15 protein-coding genes are annotated in these 18,337 nt (G+C 61.3%); 12 read left to right on the top strand and 3 right to left on the bottom strand.

From position 1 onward, the window contains the following. The first annotated feature begins 50 nt into the window (after positions 1–50). The 9 genes from GB927_RS28040 (at position 51) to rctB (ending at position 8,179) form a co-directional block, all read left to right on the top strand. Entirely contained in the window at positions 51–1,079 is a 1,029-nt protein-coding gene (locus tag GB927_RS28040; protein WP_256120528.1) for an ABC transporter substrate-binding protein, read from the top strand. 29 nt (positions 1,080–1,108) lie between these two features. Beyond that, positions 1,109–1,933 carry an ABC transporter permease gene (locus GB927_RS28045; RefSeq protein ID WP_256120529.1) on the top strand — a complete coding sequence of 275 codons (825 nt, stop codon included), beginning with the start codon at positions 1,109–1,111 and terminating at the stop codon, positions 1,931–1,933. Continuing rightward, a complete protein-coding gene (locus GB927_RS28050; protein WP_256120530.1) occupies positions 1,926–2,726 on the top strand; it encodes an ABC transporter permease in 801 nt (266 codons plus the stop codon). Before GB927_RS28045 ends, GB927_RS28050 begins: the two co-directional genes overlap by 8 nt. A gap of 4 nt (positions 2,727–2,730) precedes the next feature. Further along, positions 2,731–3,795, top strand: coding sequence for an ABC transporter ATP-binding protein (locus GB927_RS28055; protein WP_256120531.1), 1,065 nt, complete (start codon positions 2,731–2,733; stop codon positions 3,793–3,795). A gap of 31 nt (positions 3,796–3,826) precedes the next feature. Continuing rightward, positions 3,827–4,135, top strand: coding sequence for an antibiotic biosynthesis monooxygenase (locus tag GB927_RS28060; protein ID WP_256120532.1), 309 nt, complete (start codon positions 3,827–3,829; stop codon positions 4,133–4,135). A 172-nt stretch (positions 4,136–4,307) separates the two neighbouring features. Continuing rightward, the gene (locus GB927_RS28065) at positions 4,308–5,765 is read left to right on the top strand and encodes an aspartate ammonia-lyase (RefSeq protein ID WP_439655541.1); all 1,458 of its coding nucleotides are present in this window, start codon (positions 4,308–4,310) and stop codon (positions 5,763–5,765) included. Positions 5,766–6,315: 550 nt separating this feature from the next. Continuing rightward, positions 6,316–7,053 carry a LuxR family transcriptional regulator gene (locus tag GB927_RS28070; RefSeq protein ID WP_256120534.1) on the top strand — a complete coding sequence of 246 codons (738 nt, stop codon included), beginning with the start codon at positions 6,316–6,318 and terminating at the stop codon, positions 7,051–7,053. A 74-nt stretch (positions 7,054–7,127) separates the two neighbouring features. Then, entirely contained in the window at positions 7,128–7,784 is a 657-nt protein-coding gene (locus GB927_RS28075) for an acyl-homoserine-lactone synthase (RefSeq protein ID WP_256120535.1), read from the top strand. Between the two features lie 65 nt (positions 7,785–7,849). Beyond that, positions 7,850–8,179, top strand: a complete 330-nt coding sequence (gene rctB, locus GB927_RS28080) for an SMa0974 family conjugal transfer regulator (protein WP_256120536.1) — start codon at positions 7,850–7,852, stop codon at positions 8,177–8,179. 52 nt (positions 8,180–8,231) lie between these two features. Here the strand turns inward: rctB and GB927_RS28085 are convergent, their stop codons facing one another. From GB927_RS28085 to traA, 3 genes are read right to left on the bottom strand one after another with little or no spacing between them, the layout of a single operon-like run. Further along, the gene (locus GB927_RS28085) at positions 8,232–10,703 is read right to left on the bottom strand and encodes a zeta toxin family protein (RefSeq protein WP_256120537.1); all 2,472 of its coding nucleotides are present in this window, start codon (positions 10,701–10,703) and stop codon (positions 8,232–8,234) included. A 2-nt stretch (positions 10,704–10,705) separates the two neighbouring features. Beyond that, on the bottom strand, positions 10,706–10,975 hold the full coding sequence (locus GB927_RS28090) for a hypothetical protein (protein ID WP_256120538.1): 270 nt from the start codon (positions 10,973–10,975) through the stop codon (positions 10,706–10,708). 31 nt (positions 10,976–11,006) lie between these two features. Further along, positions 11,007–15,626 carry a Ti-type conjugative transfer relaxase TraA gene (traA, locus tag GB927_RS28095; RefSeq protein ID WP_256120539.1) on the bottom strand — a complete coding sequence of 1,540 codons (4,620 nt, stop codon included), beginning with the start codon at positions 15,624–15,626 and terminating at the stop codon, positions 11,007–11,009. A gap of 223 nt (positions 15,627–15,849) precedes the next feature. Between traA and GB927_RS28100 the strand changes: the two genes are divergently transcribed. The 3 genes from GB927_RS28100 to traG are packed head-to-tail and all read left to right on the top strand — an operon-like array spanning position 15,850 to position 18,273. Then, the gene (locus GB927_RS28100) at positions 15,850–16,137 is read left to right on the top strand and encodes a TraC family protein (RefSeq protein WP_256120540.1); all 288 of its coding nucleotides are present in this window, start codon (positions 15,850–15,852) and stop codon (positions 16,135–16,137) included. Further along, the gene (locus GB927_RS28105) at positions 16,127–16,357 is read left to right on the top strand and encodes a conjugal transfer protein TraD (protein WP_006472607.1); all 231 of its coding nucleotides are present in this window, start codon (positions 16,127–16,129) and stop codon (positions 16,355–16,357) included. The genes GB927_RS28100 and GB927_RS28105 overlap by 11 nt, the downstream gene beginning before the upstream one ends. Then, complete coding sequence (gene traG / locus GB927_RS28110; protein ID WP_305112748.1) at positions 16,357–18,273, top strand: Ti-type conjugative transfer system protein TraG; 1,917 nt, start codon at positions 16,357–16,359, stop codon at positions 18,271–18,273. The genes GB927_RS28105 and traG overlap by 1 nt, the downstream gene beginning before the upstream one ends. Positions 18,274–18,337 lie beyond the last annotated feature (64 nt).

Raw genomic sequence — 18,337 nt, forward strand, 5'->3', positions numbered from 1 at the left:
AAAAGGGGTGAAACTGATTTATCAACCGACCAAAGAAAAGGGGAATCACAATGAAAAAATACCTGTCGTCCATCGCCATGGTCATGATGCTGACCACGACTGCAAGCTTCGCTCAGGAGAAGCCGACCCTCATCGTCAATTCGTGGGGTGGCCCCTATGAGAAGCTGCACAAGAAGCTTGTCTTCGAACCCTTCGAGAAGGCGAACAACGTCAAGATCGAGGTGGTCACGCTCTACTCGGCCGATACGCTCGCGCAATTGCGAGCACAGAAGGATGCCCCGCAATACGACGTGGTGCATTTTTCAGGCGGCCAGGAGGTGATCGCCGCGAGGGAGGGGCTTCTGGCGCCGATCAAGCCGGAAGAACTCACCAACGCCGCCGACCTCTATCCCTTCGCCGCCGAAGGATTGGCCCGAGGGGAGGGACCGGTTCACCTCGTGACGACGGTCGGCCTGCTTTACAACGAAGAAAAGGTGCCGAGAGCCCCGGATTCTTGGAAGGATCTGTGGAGCGACGAGTATGGCGATCACCTCATCTTGACGGACCTGTCCAACTCCTTCGGCATGCTCGGACTCCTGATGATGAATCAGATCTGGGGCGGAACGCTCGCCGACACCGCGCCCGGCCTTGAGAAAGCTGGCGAGCTGCTCGATCGATCCGTCATCATCAGCTCGTCTCCCGAGGTCCAGCAGAACTTCGCGCAGAACGATGCCTGGTTGGCGGCGTTCGCCCAGGACTATGCCTACACCATCCGCCAGAGCGGCCTTCCGGTGAAGTTCATAATCCCCAAGGAAGGCGCTCCCGCCGTGTACTTCACCGCCAACCTCGTTGCCAATCGGCCGAACCAGGATCTGGCCAAGAAGCTGATCGATTTCGAATTGTCGCCGGAGGTGCAGGCCGCATTCGCCCGCGAGATGCGCTACTCGCCCACCAACAGCAAGACCGAGCTCACGCCGGATGTGGCGCAGGATGTGGTCTACGGCGATGCGATCAAATCGATGGTCCGGTTCGATCCTGTGCAGGTTGACGAAATCCGCAACGTGCTCGTCGAAAACTGGAAGAAGTTGATCTCGCGCTGAAGTTCAGAGGAGAAACCAAGGGGGTAGACATGAACAAACTCCGAACAGATCTTCTCATTGCTGCGCCCGGGTTTCTCCTCCTTATGGTGGGGTTCCTCATTCCTGTCGCCGGGATATTGCTTCTCGGCGTCAGGGATGCCAACGGGGTGCTCACGGCGACACACCTGAGCCGGTTTCTGACCGATCCTTTTTATCTCGAAATCGCCTGGCGGACCGTAAAGCTCTCGCTCATCATCACGGCGCTGTGCATCGTGGCCGGTTTCCCGCTCGCCTACATCATGGCGCGCGGGTCCGCACGGCTCCGCCTGTGGCTGATTATCAGCATTACGCTGCCTCTCATGACCAGCGTCGTGGTTCGAACCTTCGGCTGGATGGTCCTGCTCGGCCGCGGCGGGCTGATACCCGATACGCTCAATATGCTCGGATTGGTCAGGCGTAACTACTCACTCATGCAGACCGAGACCGCGGTTGTCCTGGGCATGACGCAGGTGCTCTTCCCCTTCATGGTCCTGTCGATTCTCGGCGTCGTCATGCGTATCGACATCCGTCTGGAAGAAGCGTCCCGCGTCATGGGTTGCACATTCCTGAAGTCGCTGCGCCTGGTTGTCCTGCCGCTTGCCATTCCGGGGGTGATTGCCGGTTCGCTTCTCGTCTTCACCCTGTCGGCCAGTTATTTCATCACGCCTTCGCTGCTCGGGGGTGCGCGCCTGCCGGTTCTGGCCGGTTCGATCTACGAAACAGCAACCCGCACGCTGGACTGGCCCTTCGCCGCCGCTCAATCCATCATCCTCGTTGTCGGAGTCCTCATGCTTCTCATCCCCTATGCAAGACTGTCGAGGCGCGCCAATGGTTGAATCCGCCCCCACGTCTGTCCGCATTGCGGCGGTCATCTATCTGGTCGCAATCGTTGCCTTTGTCCTGGGTCCGCTGGCAGTGGTCGTCGGCGTCTCCTTCACGGCCGGCGACTACATCACCTTTCCGCCTCAGGGGCTGAGCCTGCGGTGGTACGAGGCGGTGCTTTCCTCGTCCGTATACATGGGCGCAGCTATCACCAGCCTGAAGCTGGCGGTGGTCGTGACGATCTCCGCGACGATCATCGGCGCTTCGGTCGCGACCGTGATTCACAGGGGGAGATTGCCGGGCACGTCTGTGCTTTCGGCCCTTTTTCTGGCGCCGCTGGTGCTCCCGACAATCATCTTCGCATTGGGACTGCTTATCTTCTGGAGTGCCTATTTCGGGCGCACCTCGTTCGCGGCCTTGTGGATCGGTCATACCGTCATCGCCGTTCCCTACGTTATCCGCACGACCCTCGCCGTTCTATCCACCTCCGACAGATATCTCGAAGAGGCTGCGCGGACGATGGGAGCGGGACCGTGGAAGGCCATCCTTCACGTCGTCGTGCCGCAAGCGATGCCGGGCATCGCGGCCGGGGCGTTCTTCGCCTTCAACATATCCTTCGACGAAGCGATCGTCTCCCTGTTCCTTCGCTCACCAGAGGTCATCACGTTGCCCATTCAGATCTACACACAGCTTGAATACAGCCCTGACCCATCCATCGCTGCCGCCTCGGCCCTGATGATCGGACTGACCGTCGTGCTCATCTTTGTCATTGATCGCGTGCTCGGCATCCAGCGCGTGGCGGGGTGATATCATGAATGCTGTACAACTCGACAATATCTCCAAGTCCTTCGGCAATGTTCAGGTCATCAAGAACATTTCGCTTTCCATCGCGAAAGGCGAGTTCGTCAGCCTGCTTGGTCCGAGCGGATGCGGAAAGACCACCCTGCTGCGGATGATCGCGGGCCTGGAAGGGGCCACGAGCGGGACGATCCACATCGGCGGTAAGGATTCGACACGCTTGCCACCCGAGCTTCGCGACATCGCGATGGTGTTCCAATCCTATGCCCTGCTTCCGCATCTGACGGTCCTAGAGAACGTGATGTTCCCGTTGCGCATGCGCAAGATCGGCAACCGGGCGGAACAGCGTGACCGCGCCGTCGCCGCGCTGAAGCTGGTCCAGCTCGACCATCTGACCGACCGGCGGCCCCGCGCTCTTTCAGGCGGCCAGCAACAGCGTGTCGCGGTTGCCCGTGCGGTGGTTTCTTCACCACAGGTGCTGCTGCTAGACGAGCCGCTTTCGAACCTCGATGCGCGGCTGCGTGAAAGCATGCAGGAGGAGTTGATCCTCCTGCACCGGCAGACCGGCCTTACCACCGTGTTCGTGACCCACGATCAGGAAGAAGCGCTGAGCTTGTCGGACCGCGTCATCCTGCTCAACGGCGGCAGGATCGAGCAGGAGGGAGCCCCGAAGGCCCTCTATTCGGTGCCGCGAACACGGTTTGCCGCCTCGTTCATGGGATCGACGAATCTCATCGATGCCGAATTGCAGCCCCATGGCGATGGCGCACGTGCGCTGCTTTCCGACGGACAGGTTCTGCTGCTGAGGGCCAAGCACTCGGCGAAGAAGCGAGCGACCATCATGTTCCGGCAGGAGGATGCCATCCTCGCGCCTGAGCCCGACAACGCTGCGCTAAGCCGGGGAGCGCTGATCGCGTCCGTCGTTACACAGATCTTCCTCGGTGCGCGCACCCGCTATGTGCTTGACCTCGGCGGACACATGATCCGTTGCCTTGCCCCCGCCGGCCAGTTCTACGCGGTCGGTGACAAGGTGGAACTCAAGATCTCGCCGGACAGCATACACGTCCTGGAAGATTGAACAACCTTAACCCTGAACAGTGGAGATGAACATGATTGGACGCGTCTGGCGTGGATGGGCCAAGCCCGAAATGGCGGATTCATACGAGGAACTCCTCACGAAGACGACGCTTCCCGCCCTTCATCGGGTGGCGGGATACAAAGGGTCGTATTTCATGCGGCGTCCGCTCGACACCGGTGAGGTCGAGTTTGTCGAAATCACATTCTGGGAGTCGATGGACTCGATCATCGCCTTTGCCGGCGAAGATAACACGAAGGCCGTTGTGCCGCTGGATACGCAAGCGTTCCTGACGCGCTTCGACGACCGGTCTGTGCACTACGAAGCGACCTGGTGCCCCTGACACCATATTTACTTCTGCCGGAGGCCCTTGGATGCCGCGGCACCGCGTGCCCAAGGGCAACCTCCTGTGCGGCGGCTTCAGAGTTTGGCGACAGGACCACGGCTTCGGGCTGCAATGACCCATGCGAAATGCATGGCGCATCCCTGTCCCAATGTGTCGAGAGATGAATATGATGGATATCATGCCAATGGAACGTGTTGAAAAGGACCCGCTTGGGCCAGTCGCGATCCCGGCAAAAGCTTACTATGGTCCACAAACGGCACGGGGTATCGCAAATTTCCCGGTTTCAGGGATCGCGATCAATCATTTTCCCAACTTCATCAAGTCGCTCGCTTATGTGAAGATGGCCGCCGCGCGTGCGAACGCCAGGCTTGGAGAGCTGGAACAACGGAAAGCTGACATTATCTGCCAGGTCTGCGCGGAAATTGCTGACGGCCAGCATCTGCAGGAGTTTCCCCTCGACGTGTTCCAAGGCGGCGCGGGCACCTCGACCAACATGAACATTAACGAGGTCATCGCCAATCGTGGCCTGGATCTGATGGGATTGCCTCGTGGACAATATGGCTCCCTGCACCCGAACGACGATGTCAATCTCTCGCAATCCACGAACGATGTCTATCCGACGGCGATACGCTTGGCGATACTGCTGTCCTATCGTCAATTGCAGGATGCAATTACCCAGCTTTCAGACGAATTCGAGAATAAGGGAGCGCTCTTTTCCGATGTCATAAAGCTCGGGCGAACTCAATTGCAGGATGCCGTGCCGATGACGCTTGGGCAGGAGCTCCAGGCTTTCGCCGCAACGCTTCGCGAGGATGTCGATCGTCTTGGCGAGATCGCGTCCATTCTTCATGAAATCAATCTCGGTGGCACAGCGATCGGGACCGGCATCAATACCAATCCGGAATATCAGGCCGCCGCCGTGGCGGAGCTTCGTTCAATCTGCGGCCTTCCTCTGATTCCCGCCAAAAACCTGATAGAAGCCTGCTGGGATACCGGAGCATTCGTCCTGTTTTCCGGAATGTTAAAGCGAACGGCCACGAAGCTGTCGAAAATCTGCAACGACCTTCGCCTGCTTTCCAGCGGGCCTCGTGGCGGTTTGAATGAGATCAACCTACCGCCCCTTCAGCCCGGCTCCTCGATTATGCCCGGCAAGGTCAATCCGGTGGTACCGGAAGTCGTCAACCAAGTGGCTTTCCAGATCATTGGTTACGACGTGACAATCACGCTTGCGGCTGAAGCCGGTCAACTCCAGTTGAATGTCATGGAGCCGGTCATCGCCTATAACATTCTTCATGCACTTTACCTTCTGACCAACGCCGTAGACCTGCTTCGGGTGAAATGCATTGCCGGTATCACAGCCAACCCGGACGTCTGCCGCAAGCATCTGGACGCAAGCGCTGCCATCGCAACTGCCTTGACGCCCGCCATCGGCTATGAGCGCGCGGCTGAATTGGCGAAAGAAGTTTTGGCCTCGGGTAAACCCATTCAAGAAGTAATAGCCGGAAACCCGGATATCTCTGAGTTCTTGATTTCCGAAGTCATTGATCCGCAGAGATTGACGCGACCGGCACATCGCTCTGGTTCTGCTGAAGCTGGGAAGGATCAAGAAAGTGGACGCATCAAATGAAGGAGAATAACGCTCAGCTGATGGTGTCGGGCTCGAAGCCCCACGGCATAAGCGCGTCTAAGTCTTCTGCCGGCCACCCTTGAATAGCGCTGGTCAGGTTCTGAGAGCGCCAATGAGGAAGCGTTCGAGCAATTCCTGCCGGGTGAGCGCATACCGGGTTGCTTTTGCACTCCCGGATATTCCTAGGCCCACTACCAGTTCTTTTTCCAGACGCCGAAGAGATTGGGTATGATAGACAAGAACATTTCCTCGCGGAGACGAGTTCGGGTGCAGGCATGCCCTCCTCGAACCCCGTTTCTACCCTCTACAATTCACTCATGGCGATGATGGCGTTTAACTGCCTCCTGCGATGATCCTATGCCCCGTTACAAAATCGCAATCGATTCATCGATCCCGGGAAGTTCTCTAGTTACGTCGCGGCGTGACGTGGCAAAGGCGATCAAGTTCCATAAGATAGATTATGCGATATGTTATAACATAACGAACTATTGTTGAGTAGGAAATAGTCTGACATGGGCATCGGTGTACCCCGCACTTCTGGAGCAACTAAATGAAAGCAGAAAGACGGTCCCGCTTTGACAGGATTATGCTCGAGGTCGAGGAGGCCGATAGCATTCAAGACGCACTTCAGATATTCCACCTCGCATACGGCGTTGATTTCTCAACATATCACCTCGCATTCACGATAGTGGACGTCGTCGATACCCCCTATGTGCGCACGACGTACGACGCCGCCTGGATTTCCCGTTATCTCCTGCGCGATTACGTCAAGATCGATCCCATTCTCCGCGAAGGTCTCGTACGTCAATTGCCCTTCGACTGGCGCGAAGTCGATGTCCCGCCAACGGCTCACGCGTTCCTGCTGGATGCGCAACGCCATGACATTGGCGCGAATGGCTACTCGATCCCGATTGTCGACAAATCGCGGCGGGCGCTGCTCTCACTGAATTCGCGCCTACCAGGCGATGATTGGAGCGCAACCATCGCCCAGTATCGGGAGGAATGGCTGGAACTCGCGTTCCTGATCCATCACAAAGCGATCTACGAACTCTACGGAGAGCACGATCCCATTCCACAGCTCTCAGCGCGCGAAATCGAATGCCTGCATTGGAGGGCCCTCGGCAAGGACAGCGTCGATATCGCCCTCATGCTGAAACTGTCCGAGCACACCACTCGGGCCTACCTCAAGTCCGCTCGCAACAAGCTCGGTGGCGGCACGATCACCTATACGATCGCCCGAGCGATTCAGCTGCGCCTGATTCATCCATTTGGCAATACCCCCAGCTGAGGGTATCCTTCTGGGGAATTTATCGCACGTCTTTTGATCCGCATGATGACCTCCATCAACCTATGGAGGCACACATGTATATTCTTGTTCAGGCGCACGAGTACCAAAAACATCGCGATCTTCTCGATCAGTCGTTCAGGCTCAGGAAGAAGGTTTTCGCAGACAAGCTCGGCTGGGAGGTTGCCGTGTCCGGCCCGCGCGAACGGGACCAATACGATGACCTACATCCGGCCTATCTGTTGTGGTGCGACGAGGAGAAGCGACGCCTCTTTGGCTCCGTTCGTCTGATGCCGACGACAGGCCCGACCCTGCTCTATGACGTGTTCAGGGATACATTTCCCGATGCGTGCGATCTGGTCGCACCGGGCATCTGGGAAGGCACAAGGATGTGCATCGACGAAGACGCGATTGCACCGGAAATACGACCCGATCGCGCGTTTTGCCTTTTGCTTCTGGCATTGTGCGAGGTCGCGCTCGACAGCGGCATCCATACGATGATCTCGAACTACGAACCGCATATGAAGCGCGTTTACCAAAAGGCCGGCGCGGAACTCGATGAGCTCGGCCGGTCCGATGGGTATGGCCGCTTACCCGTCTGCTGCGGCGCGTTTGAGGTTTCGAACCGTGTCCTGGCTGCGATGCGGGAAAAGCTCAAGGTCAGCGACCGGCTTTACCGTCGGCCCGCCTTCCCGGCCCGGGCGATCCTCGAACCGGCGCGGATACCCGCATGAGCTGCCGTCCTCCGGCCTACACGCTCCGCTCGGCTGGAGTGCCTCTAAAGCCTGGAGTTGATCCAATGTACAAACATGTTGCGGAAGCCTTCGTGCCGGTCGCGCATGCCCGATGGGTTGCTGAAACGCTCTGCACGAAATGTTGCGAGTATTGCCTAGCGATCGACGTTACTGACGCCGACAAGCTTCTTACCTTCGAAGACGCCCGCGCGATTATTCGGCCGGCCGACGAAGGCCTTCAGATGCGGGTCGAAGGAAAAAACTTGGTCGTCTTCTGCGGCATTCGAATGCTGCTGCAAGGCCAGCTTGCTGCAGTTACCACTGTCCACGCTCAAGCGCTCGAGTGGCAGGCAGCCGGCGACGTGCCCTTCAAAGTGGGCGGCACGACACCTTGAGACGGCCAGAAATGCTGAGCGGCAGGCTGCTCTGAGCCTGCCGCGGTCGTAGTCAACGGCGGATTCCCAACTGGCTTCCACGAGCGAGGTCGCGGTTCTGGCGGAGGTTCCGCTCCTGCAGCGCACGTGCCTGGTCGTGGATCTCTCTCAGTGATGCCGCCTGGTCGCGCGTTGTGCCAAGCGAAGAGGCGAGCCGACCGACATTTCCCTCCTTCAGGTCTGCCTTGTCTGCCGGCGATAGACGCCTGCTGATCGCAAAGTTCATCGCCTCCAGCTCGCGACGAAGGGATGGCTCGCTGTTCAGGCGGCGCGCCTGATCGTGACCATCGCTCCTCAAGGCTTCGGTGAGCTTCGCGGACGGCGCCGGGATTTCGACCCGCTGCCGCGCCTGCGCTTCACGATGTTGGCTCACGATCTGGTGTCGCTCGAAATCCATCGCCTGTCCGTAGTCGGCCAATGCGGCCGCAAGCTGCGGCGCGTGAGCTTCGGCGGACTGTCGCGCGGGACTTGGACCCCGCAACCAGCCTTTCCCCTCCCCAGCCATTTCCCCCAGACGGCCCTCGCGGACATCATCGCCAGCGGCCGCACCACTTCGCGCATCGCGAATGCTCAGCACTGACGGTGCCACCGCCTGGCTATTGCCGAAGACCAGTCGCGACAGGTTTTCGATCTCGGCGCGCTTGTCGGCGAGGCGTGCGGAACCATACAGCTTGCCGGCAATCTCCTTCTCGGTCAAATCCGGAAGGTCCCGACCAGCGACCAGAACGTCGGGGCGACCGGCGCCGCGCCCTAACGTCTGGCGCGCGCCGAGACTGCGCTCGTTATCGGCTATGCCGCGCGCAAATTCCTCGGCCACGCGCCGCCGCTCAACGTCAAGCCGTTCATGCCGCGCGGTCTCATCCAGAATTACCTCCATCATGGCCTTCGCCCGCGCCCGGTTTTCAAGATCGCCGGTTCGCAGTCGCAGGTCGTCGACCATCGCGCGGAACGGTTCACCGCGTTGATCGACGATCGAGGTGGCGATGGTAGTCCGCTCGGCAAGTGCCATGTTCCGATCCAGGCGCTGGCGGGTGCGGGCCACCGCTGCAGCGTATCCCGGCTCCACGATATCGGACATGGCAGCACTCGCCGACATGCGTCTGGACGCGACGGCGTTTGCTGCCCGCACCAGCGTCTTGCGCATACCGGCGGCTTCCAGCCAGGAATCGACGACATTGGCCATACGGGACAGGCGGTCCGTTCGAGCGAAGACATCGCGATCGACGGCAACCTGGTTGAGCCCCACATCGAAATGCTCGGTCAGCCGCTTGCGCTCGCCATTCGGCATTTCGACAGCGAGATCGGCCGGCAGGCGATGGGCGGCGGGAAACTCTCGGGCACCGCGCTTATCCTGAACCATGGCGCGTGTTGCGACGATCGTGCTGTCATCGGGCAAAAGGCCAAGGTCGCGGGCGGTTTCGACCAGTTTCAATGCCATGTAACTCTGTGACAGTCGCCCGACCGCATGCGCCTCGATGTTGCCGATCGGGCGGCGCTCGGCGTCGCGTAGCGCATTGTCGTAGAGCTCGACGAACATAGCAAGCGCGTCAGCGCGTGTCTGGAACATCGACCGCGCGCGCCGAGATCCATCATCGCCGTCCGCCTCGCGGCGTTGCGCAAGCAAATGGTTCACGTCCTCGACGGCTCGTGTCCTGACGGCCGCTACGCGGTCCTCGGGCGCATGCCGCTCCTCCATGCGGGCGAGAACATGGCTCCAATCATCGGAAAAACGCTGTAGTTCGCCGCGCGTCATTGGCCGTGTTTGCTCGCGCTCGAGATTGGCCCGCGCCTCTGAGGGTCGCGACCAGCCGGCCGCACCTCGCTCATTGTCGTAAAGGATTGTGCCACCCCGCGTTCGAAGCTGGACACGGTCGACGAGGTTTTCCGTCTCGACCTTCTCGAGGCTCATGCGCAATCCGGTGACAGCCGCATCGTGAACGTGCTGCGGCGGAATGCGCGCTGCGTCGCCGGCATGCAGCATCTCCTCGAAGCGATAGTGGTTTCCCTGCCAGCTGAGCCGCGGATTGACGGCAACCGCTCGAGCCTCGACCTCGTAACCGGCGGCGCGGGCCATGCCGATGACGCGGGCGACATTCTCCGGTGTGCGCATCGTGGTTTCGAACACGATGTTCACCTGGCGCTCGGCGGCCGCCGCCAGCAGCTTCTCCGTCCACCGCCCGGCATCGGCCTGGGTGAACTGCGACGCGGTCTCCGGATCCTGTTTCTGGAACGCACGAAACTGTGGGTGATAGGAGCGCAGATCGTCGCCGACGATGCGGATCGTCGGCCCCGATTGTTCGAGCTCCGTCTGGCTCGCGATCAGAACCGCCGTTTTGCCAGCCCCGGGCTGGCCGCCGAGCAGGATCATCCGCGGCAGCTCCGCCGGCCTTATCGTCTCCGGCAGATAATCGGGAAGAATGTCGTTGCGGAAAATGCTCTCATTCCGCGCCAGTGAGAGCGGGCCGGATGCCTGATCGTCCGCCATGATCAGAACTCCGCCCAGAACCGGGCATCGTCCTTTACGCGCGGCCCCCAGAGCGCGATGACGCTCTCGACAGAACCGCGGTCGGTGACGTTGATGCTTTGCTGCAGGGCGATCAGTTCACGACGGCGCGACCGCAACGCTTCGGCAGCATCGGGATCGGCAGCTTCGAGCTCATAGACCCGCGCCGTGACGATGGCGCGCGCGTGGTTGAGGATCTCGATGGCGATTTCGGCGCGGACGATCGCGTCGTAAGGGACTTCCTGTTCCGTCATGGTCTTCTCCTTCTCTATATCGTCGAAATGCTCACCGGATGACGCCGCGGCCCCGGTCGATCGCCCGGCGCTGGCGTTCCGCTACAATCTGCTGGCTGCTGCCCATGCGGACGGTCTGCTGCAATATCTTCAGGCGCTCCTGCATCGCTTCGAATGGACGGCGCTGCCCAGGCGACACGCGGTTGATCACGTCCTTCTCGCCGCGCAGGATCGCATCGCGGCCGAACCGCAGATCAAGGGACCGGCTGACGCCTGCAAATTCCTCCCATATGCGGGCATCGAGCGAACCGGCTGCGACATTGAGCTTGGCGTCCTTCTTCTTCATGGCCGCCGCAAGCTCGCGCAACGCCTCGTCCGCCACCGGCGATAGGCCGGGAATGGCGACGCCCATGCGTTTGCGCTCCTCAGTGATCGCCTGCGACGCGGTGGCGAGGGCTGTGGCATAGGACGAGCCCAGCGACCGGACGCGACTCTCCGCTTCCGGCACAGCCTGAAGCGCGTCTTTTCGCTCGCGGCCGACAGCGAGCAATTTGTCCATGATCCGATCGGAGCCGCGCAGCGCACCATAGGCCGCAGGGTCGTTCGCAACGGCCGCCGCGATCCGCTCGCCCGAAAAACCTTTCACGATGAGGGCTTCGATCTTGTTGACGGCGCCGACGGGATCGCGCCAGATGCGCCCGGCCGTTTCGACAAGGGCCGCGCGATTGTGACCGTAGTGGGCAACCTCGCGCGCCCTCACCCGCGCCTCGTCTTCGACCGAGGTCTTGAACTCCGTTACGGCGGCAAGCATCGGCAACACGGCACTCGTCTCCTTCCCCGGCTCGACGCTGGCGCCGGCAACCACCTTCGAGCGGTCCTTCTTTTCCGCAAGATGCTGTTCCTCGGCAAACCTGCGCACGACCTTGAAGAGCCGCGTCAGTTTCTCGCGTCGATCGGAACCAAGATCGTCCGGCATACGCTCAACCATGTTGCGCTCCGCGATAGCATCGGCTTTCTCTGTGAAGGCGGACCATCCAAAGCGCGCCGTCAGCGCCTCATTGACCGCCTTGACCTCCTGGACCAGCAAACGGTCCTCGACAGCATAGGCGAAAGCGGTCTTGTAGGCGTCGGGGCCGCCGCGCTCGCGGACCGCCTCGATTTCGACAAGACGTGCCATGGCGGGTTTCGAGAGCGCGGGAATGGAGAGGGACATATGCCCACGCCTCTGTTCCTCGCGAATGCCGAACCGCTCCGCCTGTATGCGGAATTCCGTCGCATGCGACCGGGCGAGCGGCAGCAGATCCGATAGGGCTGCCATCGCTGCATTCCGTTCGTCCCGCGCGGCGCGGCCATCGACCAGATGGTCCGATCCATGCAGGCGGCCGAGACGCTGCGGGCGCATCGCAAGATCTTCAGCAAGGCGGCGCGGCTCCATCCCGGCACCCGACGCCAGCGCATTCAGCCTAGCCAGCGCGCCGTCAGGATCGCGATAGATTTTCTCCAGGACGGGATGAAGAATTGCCTCCCGCTCCTTCCATCGATCCGAGGCCAGTTGCGCCCGGCGGGAATCCTCCTCGATGCTCCGGGCAAATCGCGTCGTCGGCGGGATAAGGTACGGCCGGTCCGCGGGAATTTGCGCCGCGACGGTTTCCGAACGCTTCTCATTATAGGAGATGCTCTTCTCACGCTCGATGGCAAAGCCAAGCGCCACGCTGGCGCGCTCCCACAACTTCGCCACCTGCCCGCGCTTTTCCGCAAGCCACGCCAACCGCCGGACAGCTCCCTCCTCCATCCCGGCCGCGACCTCGGCGAATGTGTCGATGCCGCGGCGACGGGCAAAGTCGCGGGCGTGCGTCTGGTAGCCAGCCTCGCTCTCGAAATCGAGCGTCGTGGTCTTCGCGCCCGAACGGCCGAGACGTTCGACCATCTGCTTGAACAATTCCGGCCGATGGCTTTCGCGCTCGATCCGCTCCTGACGTGCATCGGCCGATTCCTTCAGCTCCGCCGTCCAGACATTGCGCTGAACCTCGCGTTTCTCCGTTCGCTTCTCGCGTGTCTCCTCATCGGTCACGACAACGTCCACCTTGACCGTTTCGGTACCATCCTTGCGAAGCGTGACCGTATCGCCGACAAAAACGCCGCCCTTGGCCAGAGCCTTCGGCAGGCTCACACCCCAGACACGCTGGACGGTTCCGTCATCCGTGCGGACATCGGCATAGGGGCTTTCCTTGGCATCCTCATCTTCCGGCCGGAACTTGGCCTCGCCGGTCTCCACGAGTTCGCCGGTGACGCCGGCTGCGTGATCGGCGCGCGGCTTGCGGCCCCATTCCGGCTTCGCCTCGAAATCCTCGCGCGCCGCATAGAGCGTTGCCTGATCGCGATGACGGGTCATCGACACATAGGTCAGATGCTGGTCCATCATGCCGGTGGCGAGCACGAAGGTCCGGTCGACAGTAGCGCCTTGGGATTTGTGGATCGTCGCGGCATAGCCGTGATCGACATTGCGATAGCTGTCCTCGCTGATGACGACGTCGCGGCCATTGTCGAGACGAACCGACAGCAACGGCCCTCCGCGCTGATCTCCGGTCGCAACGACCGTTCCAAGCATGCCGTTCTTCACATATTGCGGCCCGAGGCGGCGCGCCCGCGGTTCGAGGAAGCGGGCATTTTCGAGAAAGATGATGCGGTCGCCGGCAGCGAATTCGCGCGCGCCGCGCTCGGTCTGAAACTCCCGTGCGCCCGTCAGCGCGCCGGCAGCATTCATCACGCCGCGCAGCGATTCATTGAGGCGCTTCACGTCCTCGTTGGTATGGGCAAGCACGAGCATCTCGTCGCCCCGCAGCCGGCCGTGGTGACCTTCCGCCTGTGACCGCGCGATTGCTTCTTGGCGCGCCGCGCTCCAGTCCGCGACGATCCGCTCGACGACTTCGACGCGCTGCTCGGTCTCGACGATCCGTCCTCTCTGGGCGTAGGCGTCCAAACCCTCCTGGACCTTGCCGCGGGCGAAGAGACGCGAGGCATCGCGCGCCCATGCTTCCCGCTGCCGGCGAACACCGGCAAGCTCGGCGGAACCGATCCGTTCCGATATCGCCCGGAAAGCCGCGCCGGCCTGGATCGGCTGAAGCTGCATGGCGTCTCCGACCAGAACCGCCTTCGCGCCGGCATCTTCGACCGCCTTCAAGACACGCGCCATCTGCTGCGACGGCACCATGCCGGCCTCGTCGATGACGAAGACGTCGCCACGATCGAGCAGATCGCGCCCGTTCTCCCAGGCCAATTCCCATGACGCGAGCGTGCGCGACTTGATGCCGGAACTGTCTTCCAGCCCTTCTGCCGCCTTGCCGGCAAGGGCCGCGCCAAAGACACGACGATGTTCACCTTCCCAGGCGACACGCGCGGCGGCAAGCAGCGTAGACTTTCCCGCGCCGGCAAGCCCGACGACGGCCGCGATCGCACTGTCGCCGGTGACGTGACGGACGGCGTCGACTTGCTCCCGGTCGAGCTTGAAGGGCTTTTCCGGATCGGCCGTTTCGACCTGACGCACGGCTTTGGCGACCTTCGCATTGGCAACACCGAAGCCGGTGCGCTGCGACAGGACTTCCGCAGACTGCGCCATGTCGTATTCGATGCGGAGGATCTCGCGCGTGGTGAAGACCGCCGGCTCCGCCACCTTGCGGGTCTGCCGGTCGGCCTGCTGTGGCTTCAACAGAACCAGATCGTCGGACGCCATAAGGCGCGCGCGAATGTTGGCGAAATCCATGGGGTCGTCGACATAGCGATGCAGCGCCTTGGCGATATCCTTCTCGTCGAAGGTCGAGCGTTCGTTGGCGAGCTGCTTCAGCAGAAGCTCCGGCTCGGCGAGCAGCCGGTCGGCCATGTCCTGCCGCCGCGCCAGATCGGCGGGCGCAAAATACATCTCGACACCCTTGCGGGCGAGTGCCGCTTTTTCCGGGCCAAGATGTTTCTGTGCAATGCCATCGAGGCCCTGCTCGGCGTAGGAGCGCCCGTCGAGACGGATATCATGGCCAGCGAGCGCCAGATGTCGGTTGGCCGTTTCCGCCCAACCGATCTTCCATGCTTTCATCGTTTCCTTGTCGCCTGCCCAGAGCTTGTAGACGATCTTGCCCTTCGGCCGGTCCGGCGTGACGACACGCAATGGCTCGCCGTCGTCGCCGAGCACCGGCACCTTCTTCGGCCCGAACCCCTCCTCCGTAAGAGGCCGCAGCGCTGTCATCAGATGGATATGCGGATTGCCGTCCTTGTCGTGATAGACCCAGTCGGCGATCATGCCCTGCGAGGTCAGATTGTCCCGGACGAATTCCTGGACCAGGGCGATGTTCTCCGCCCGCGTCAGTTCCTCCGGCAGGGCGATGATCAGCTCGCGGGCAAGCTGGGCGTCCGCCCGCGTCTCGAAGGCCTCCACCGCATTCCACAGCGCCTCGCTCGCGCCGGCAACGTTCTTCCCTTCGATAGCGATCCGCAGCCAGGCCGGAACCTGGTCCGGCAGCGCAAGCTCCTCATGCTTCAGTTCGGCGGCGCCGCCGCGATAGCTGAAGGAGGTACCGACCTGCTCGTCCATCATCCGGGCGCGGTGACGGTAGGCGGCGGCCGAGACGATACTGCGTCCCGCTCCCCTGCTGATCACCTGCGCTCTGACGAACATGATCGCCACTGACGTCTCCCGATCTCCCAAGCACGTCGCGCCAGCGACGTATATTGCGCCCTCAAATCGATCGGACCGCAGGTCCGATGCCGCTTTTCCGGAAGACGGCCCAAGCCGGAATTCCGGCATCGACGTTTTGGGGACTTGCACAAGGTAGCTTATTTTACTATCGTTTTCTAGTCAGTATGAGAGACCAGTGACAATATTCATTTCGAGAGAGGAAACCCGGTAAATGGCTGCAAAATCGTCAATTCTGGATATCGACGCGCAAATCGAGAAGCTGCGTGAACGTCGTAAAACTTTGATAGTAAAATCTGCGGACCGATTTGCACGCGCGGCCACCAAGGCGGGGCTGGCGGAGATGGAGATCGCCGACGAGGAGGTCGATCGCATCTTCGAAGAGATCGCCGCGCGATTTCGCAAAGCGGAGAAGAAAGGGGCTGGTGGCGCAGCTGCTTCGCCGCGTGGACAGCCAGGTGGCGGGACTGGAGCGGCGACGGAGGTTTCTCATGACGGCTGATCGCAAGAAGGAAGCCCGCGAGAAATTCCTGCTCGGCGGGATCGTCGTGCGCGCCGGACTGTCGAAGGCCGACCGGGCATTTCTACTCGGTGGGCTCATCGAACTGGCGCGCGTCGTGTCCGGTTCGCCGGAATATCGGCGGTTGCGCGATGCGGGCGAGGAAGCCTTCAAGGCTCCGGTCCTCGATGGCGACCGTCCGATACTGGAGGCTGCTGAGTGATGGGACGAGCCAAACCGCATCCGAGCCTGTTGCTCATTTTCGTGCCGATCGTCGTTTCCGGTTTTGCGTTCTATGTCGCCAACTGGCGCTGGCCGGAGCTGGCGACCGGCATGTCCGGAAAGACGCAGTATTGGTTCCTGCGGACGTCGCCGGTTCCCGTCCTTTTGTTCGGACCGCTCGCGGGGTTGCTCACGGTCTGGGCGCTACCGCTGCATCGGCGTCGGCCGATCGCGATGGCAAGCTTCGTCTGCTTTCTGCTGATGGCGGGGTTTTATGGGCTTCGCGAGGTCGCCCGGCTTTCACCCTATGTCGAGCGCGGCGCATTGAGCTGGGATCAGGCGCTATCGTTCCTCGATATGGTGGCAGTTGCCAGCGCGGCGGTCGGTTTCATGGCGGCGGCAGTGTCGGCGCGCATCTCCAGTGTCGTGCCCGAACCGGTCAAGCGCGCCAAGCACGGAACCTTCGGCGACGCGGATTGGCTGCCGATGGGGGCGGCCGCGCGGCTCTTCCCCGACGATGGTGAGATCGTCGTCGGAGAACGCTATCGCGTCGACAAGGAACTCGTCCACGCGCTGCCGTTCGATCCGATCGATCCGTCGACATGGGGCAAGGGCGGAACAGCGCCGCTGCTCACCTACAAGCAGGACTTCGATTCCACGCACATGCTCTTCTTCGCCGGGTCCGGCGGCTACAAGACGACCAGCAACGTCGTACCAACCGCGCTGCGTTACACCGGTCCGATCATTTGCCTCGATCCGTCAACCGAGGTCGCGCCGATGGTCGTCGAGCATCGCCGGAAGGCGTTGCGACGGGAGGTCATGGTGCTCGATCCGACCAACCCGATCATGGGCTTCAACGTGCTCGACGGGATCGAGGCGTCGACGAAGAAGGAGGAGGACATCGTCGGCATCGCCCATATGCTGCTGTCGGAAAGCGTGCGCTTCGAAAGTTCCACCGGCTCCTACTTCCAGAACCAGGCGCACAATCTGCTGACCGGACTTCTGGCGCATGTGATGCTGTCGCCGGAATTTGCCGATCGGCGCAATCTGCGCAGCCTTCGCCAGATCGTCTCGGAACCGGAGACCTCTGTGCTCGCCATGCTCCGCGACGTTCAGGAGCATTCGGCCTCCGCCTTCATCCGTGAAACGCTGGGCGTGTTCGTCAACATGACGGAGCAAACCTTCTCGGGCGTCTATTCGACGGCATCGAAGGATACGCAGTGGCTGTCGCTCGACAACTACGCTGCCCTCGTCTGCGGCAACACGTTCAAATCGTCCGAGATCGCCGAAGGCAGGAAAGACGTGTTCCTCAATATCCCCGCTTCGATCCTTCGGTCCTATCCGGGCATCGGCAGGGTGATCATCGGCTCGCTGATCAATGCGATGATCGAGGCCGACGGCGCGTTTCAGCGCCGAGCCCTGTTCATGCTCGATGAGGTCGACCTGCTTGGCTATATGCGGGTGCTGGAGGAAGCGCGCGATCGCGGCCGCAAATACGGGATCAGCATGATGCTGATGTACCAGTCCGTCGGCCAGCTTGAGCGGCATTTCGGCAAGGACGGCGCGGTGTCATGGATCGACGGCTGCGCGTTCGCGAGCTATGCCGCGATCAAGGCGCTCGATACGGCGCGCAACGTCTCGGCGCAATGTGGGGAAATGACCGTCGAAGTGAAGGGCAGTTCGCGCAATATCGGCTGGGATACGAAAATCAGTTCCTCGCGGAAATCCGAAAGCCTCAACTTCCAGCGCCGGCCGCTGATCATGCCGCACGAGATCACGCAATCGATGCGCAAGGACGAGCAGATCATTATCGTGCAGGGACACAGCCCGATCCGTTGCGGGCGCGCGATCTATTTCCGACGCAGGGAAATGGATTCCGTCGCGAGGACCAATCGCTTCGTCAAGCGCAGCCCCTGAGACGTTCAGCATTTTGGGCGAATCCGAATTGCAGGAAGCCAGCCCCCGGAAACCAGACTTTTCA

Source organism: Shinella lacus (assembly GCF_010994755.1).
Lineage (GTDB): Bacteria > Pseudomonadota > Alphaproteobacteria > Rhizobiales > Rhizobiaceae > Shinella > Shinella lacus.

Excerpts from the sequence above, each read along its gene's own strand:
- GB927_RS28040 (WP_256120528.1), top strand. The coding sequence starts at position 51 with ATGAAAAAATACCTGTCGTCCATCGCCATGGTCATGATGCTGACCACG.
- GB927_RS28045 (WP_256120529.1), top strand. The coding sequence starts at position 1,109 with ATGAACAAACTCCGAACAGATCTTCTCATTGCTGCGCCCGGGTTTCTC.
- GB927_RS28050 (WP_256120530.1), top strand. The coding sequence starts at position 1,926 with ATGGTTGAATCCGCCCCCACGTCTGTCCGCATTGCGGCGGTCATCTAT.
- GB927_RS28055 (WP_256120531.1), top strand. The coding sequence starts at position 2,731 with ATGAATGCTGTACAACTCGACAATATCTCCAAGTCCTTCGGCAATGTT.
- GB927_RS28060 (WP_256120532.1), top strand. The coding sequence starts at position 3,827 with ATGATTGGACGCGTCTGGCGTGGATGGGCCAAGCCCGAAATGGCGGAT.
- GB927_RS28065 (WP_439655541.1), top strand. The coding sequence starts at position 4,308 with ATGGATATCATGCCAATGGAACGTGTTGAAAAGGACCCGCTTGGGCCA.
- GB927_RS28070 (WP_256120534.1), top strand. The coding sequence starts at position 6,316 with ATGAAAGCAGAAAGACGGTCCCGCTTTGACAGGATTATGCTCGAGGTC.
- GB927_RS28075 (WP_256120535.1), top strand. The coding sequence starts at position 7,128 with ATGTATATTCTTGTTCAGGCGCACGAGTACCAAAAACATCGCGATCTT.
- rctB (WP_256120536.1), top strand. The coding sequence starts at position 7,850 with ATGTACAAACATGTTGCGGAAGCCTTCGTGCCGGTCGCGCATGCCCGA.
- GB927_RS28085 (WP_256120537.1), bottom strand. The coding sequence starts at position 10,703 with ATGGCGGACGATCAGGCATCCGGCCCGCTCTCACTGGCGCGGAATGAG.
- GB927_RS28090 (WP_256120538.1), bottom strand. The coding sequence starts at position 10,975 with ATGACGGAACAGGAAGTCCCTTACGACGCGATCGTCCGCGCCGAAATC.
- GB927_RS28100 (WP_256120540.1), top strand. The coding sequence starts at position 15,850 with ATGGCTGCAAAATCGTCAATTCTGGATATCGACGCGCAAATCGAGAAG.
- GB927_RS28105 (WP_006472607.1), top strand. The coding sequence starts at position 16,127 with ATGACGGCTGATCGCAAGAAGGAAGCCCGCGAGAAATTCCTGCTCGGC.
- traG (WP_305112748.1), top strand. The coding sequence starts at position 16,357 with ATGGGACGAGCCAAACCGCATCCGAGCCTGTTGCTCATTTTCGTGCCG.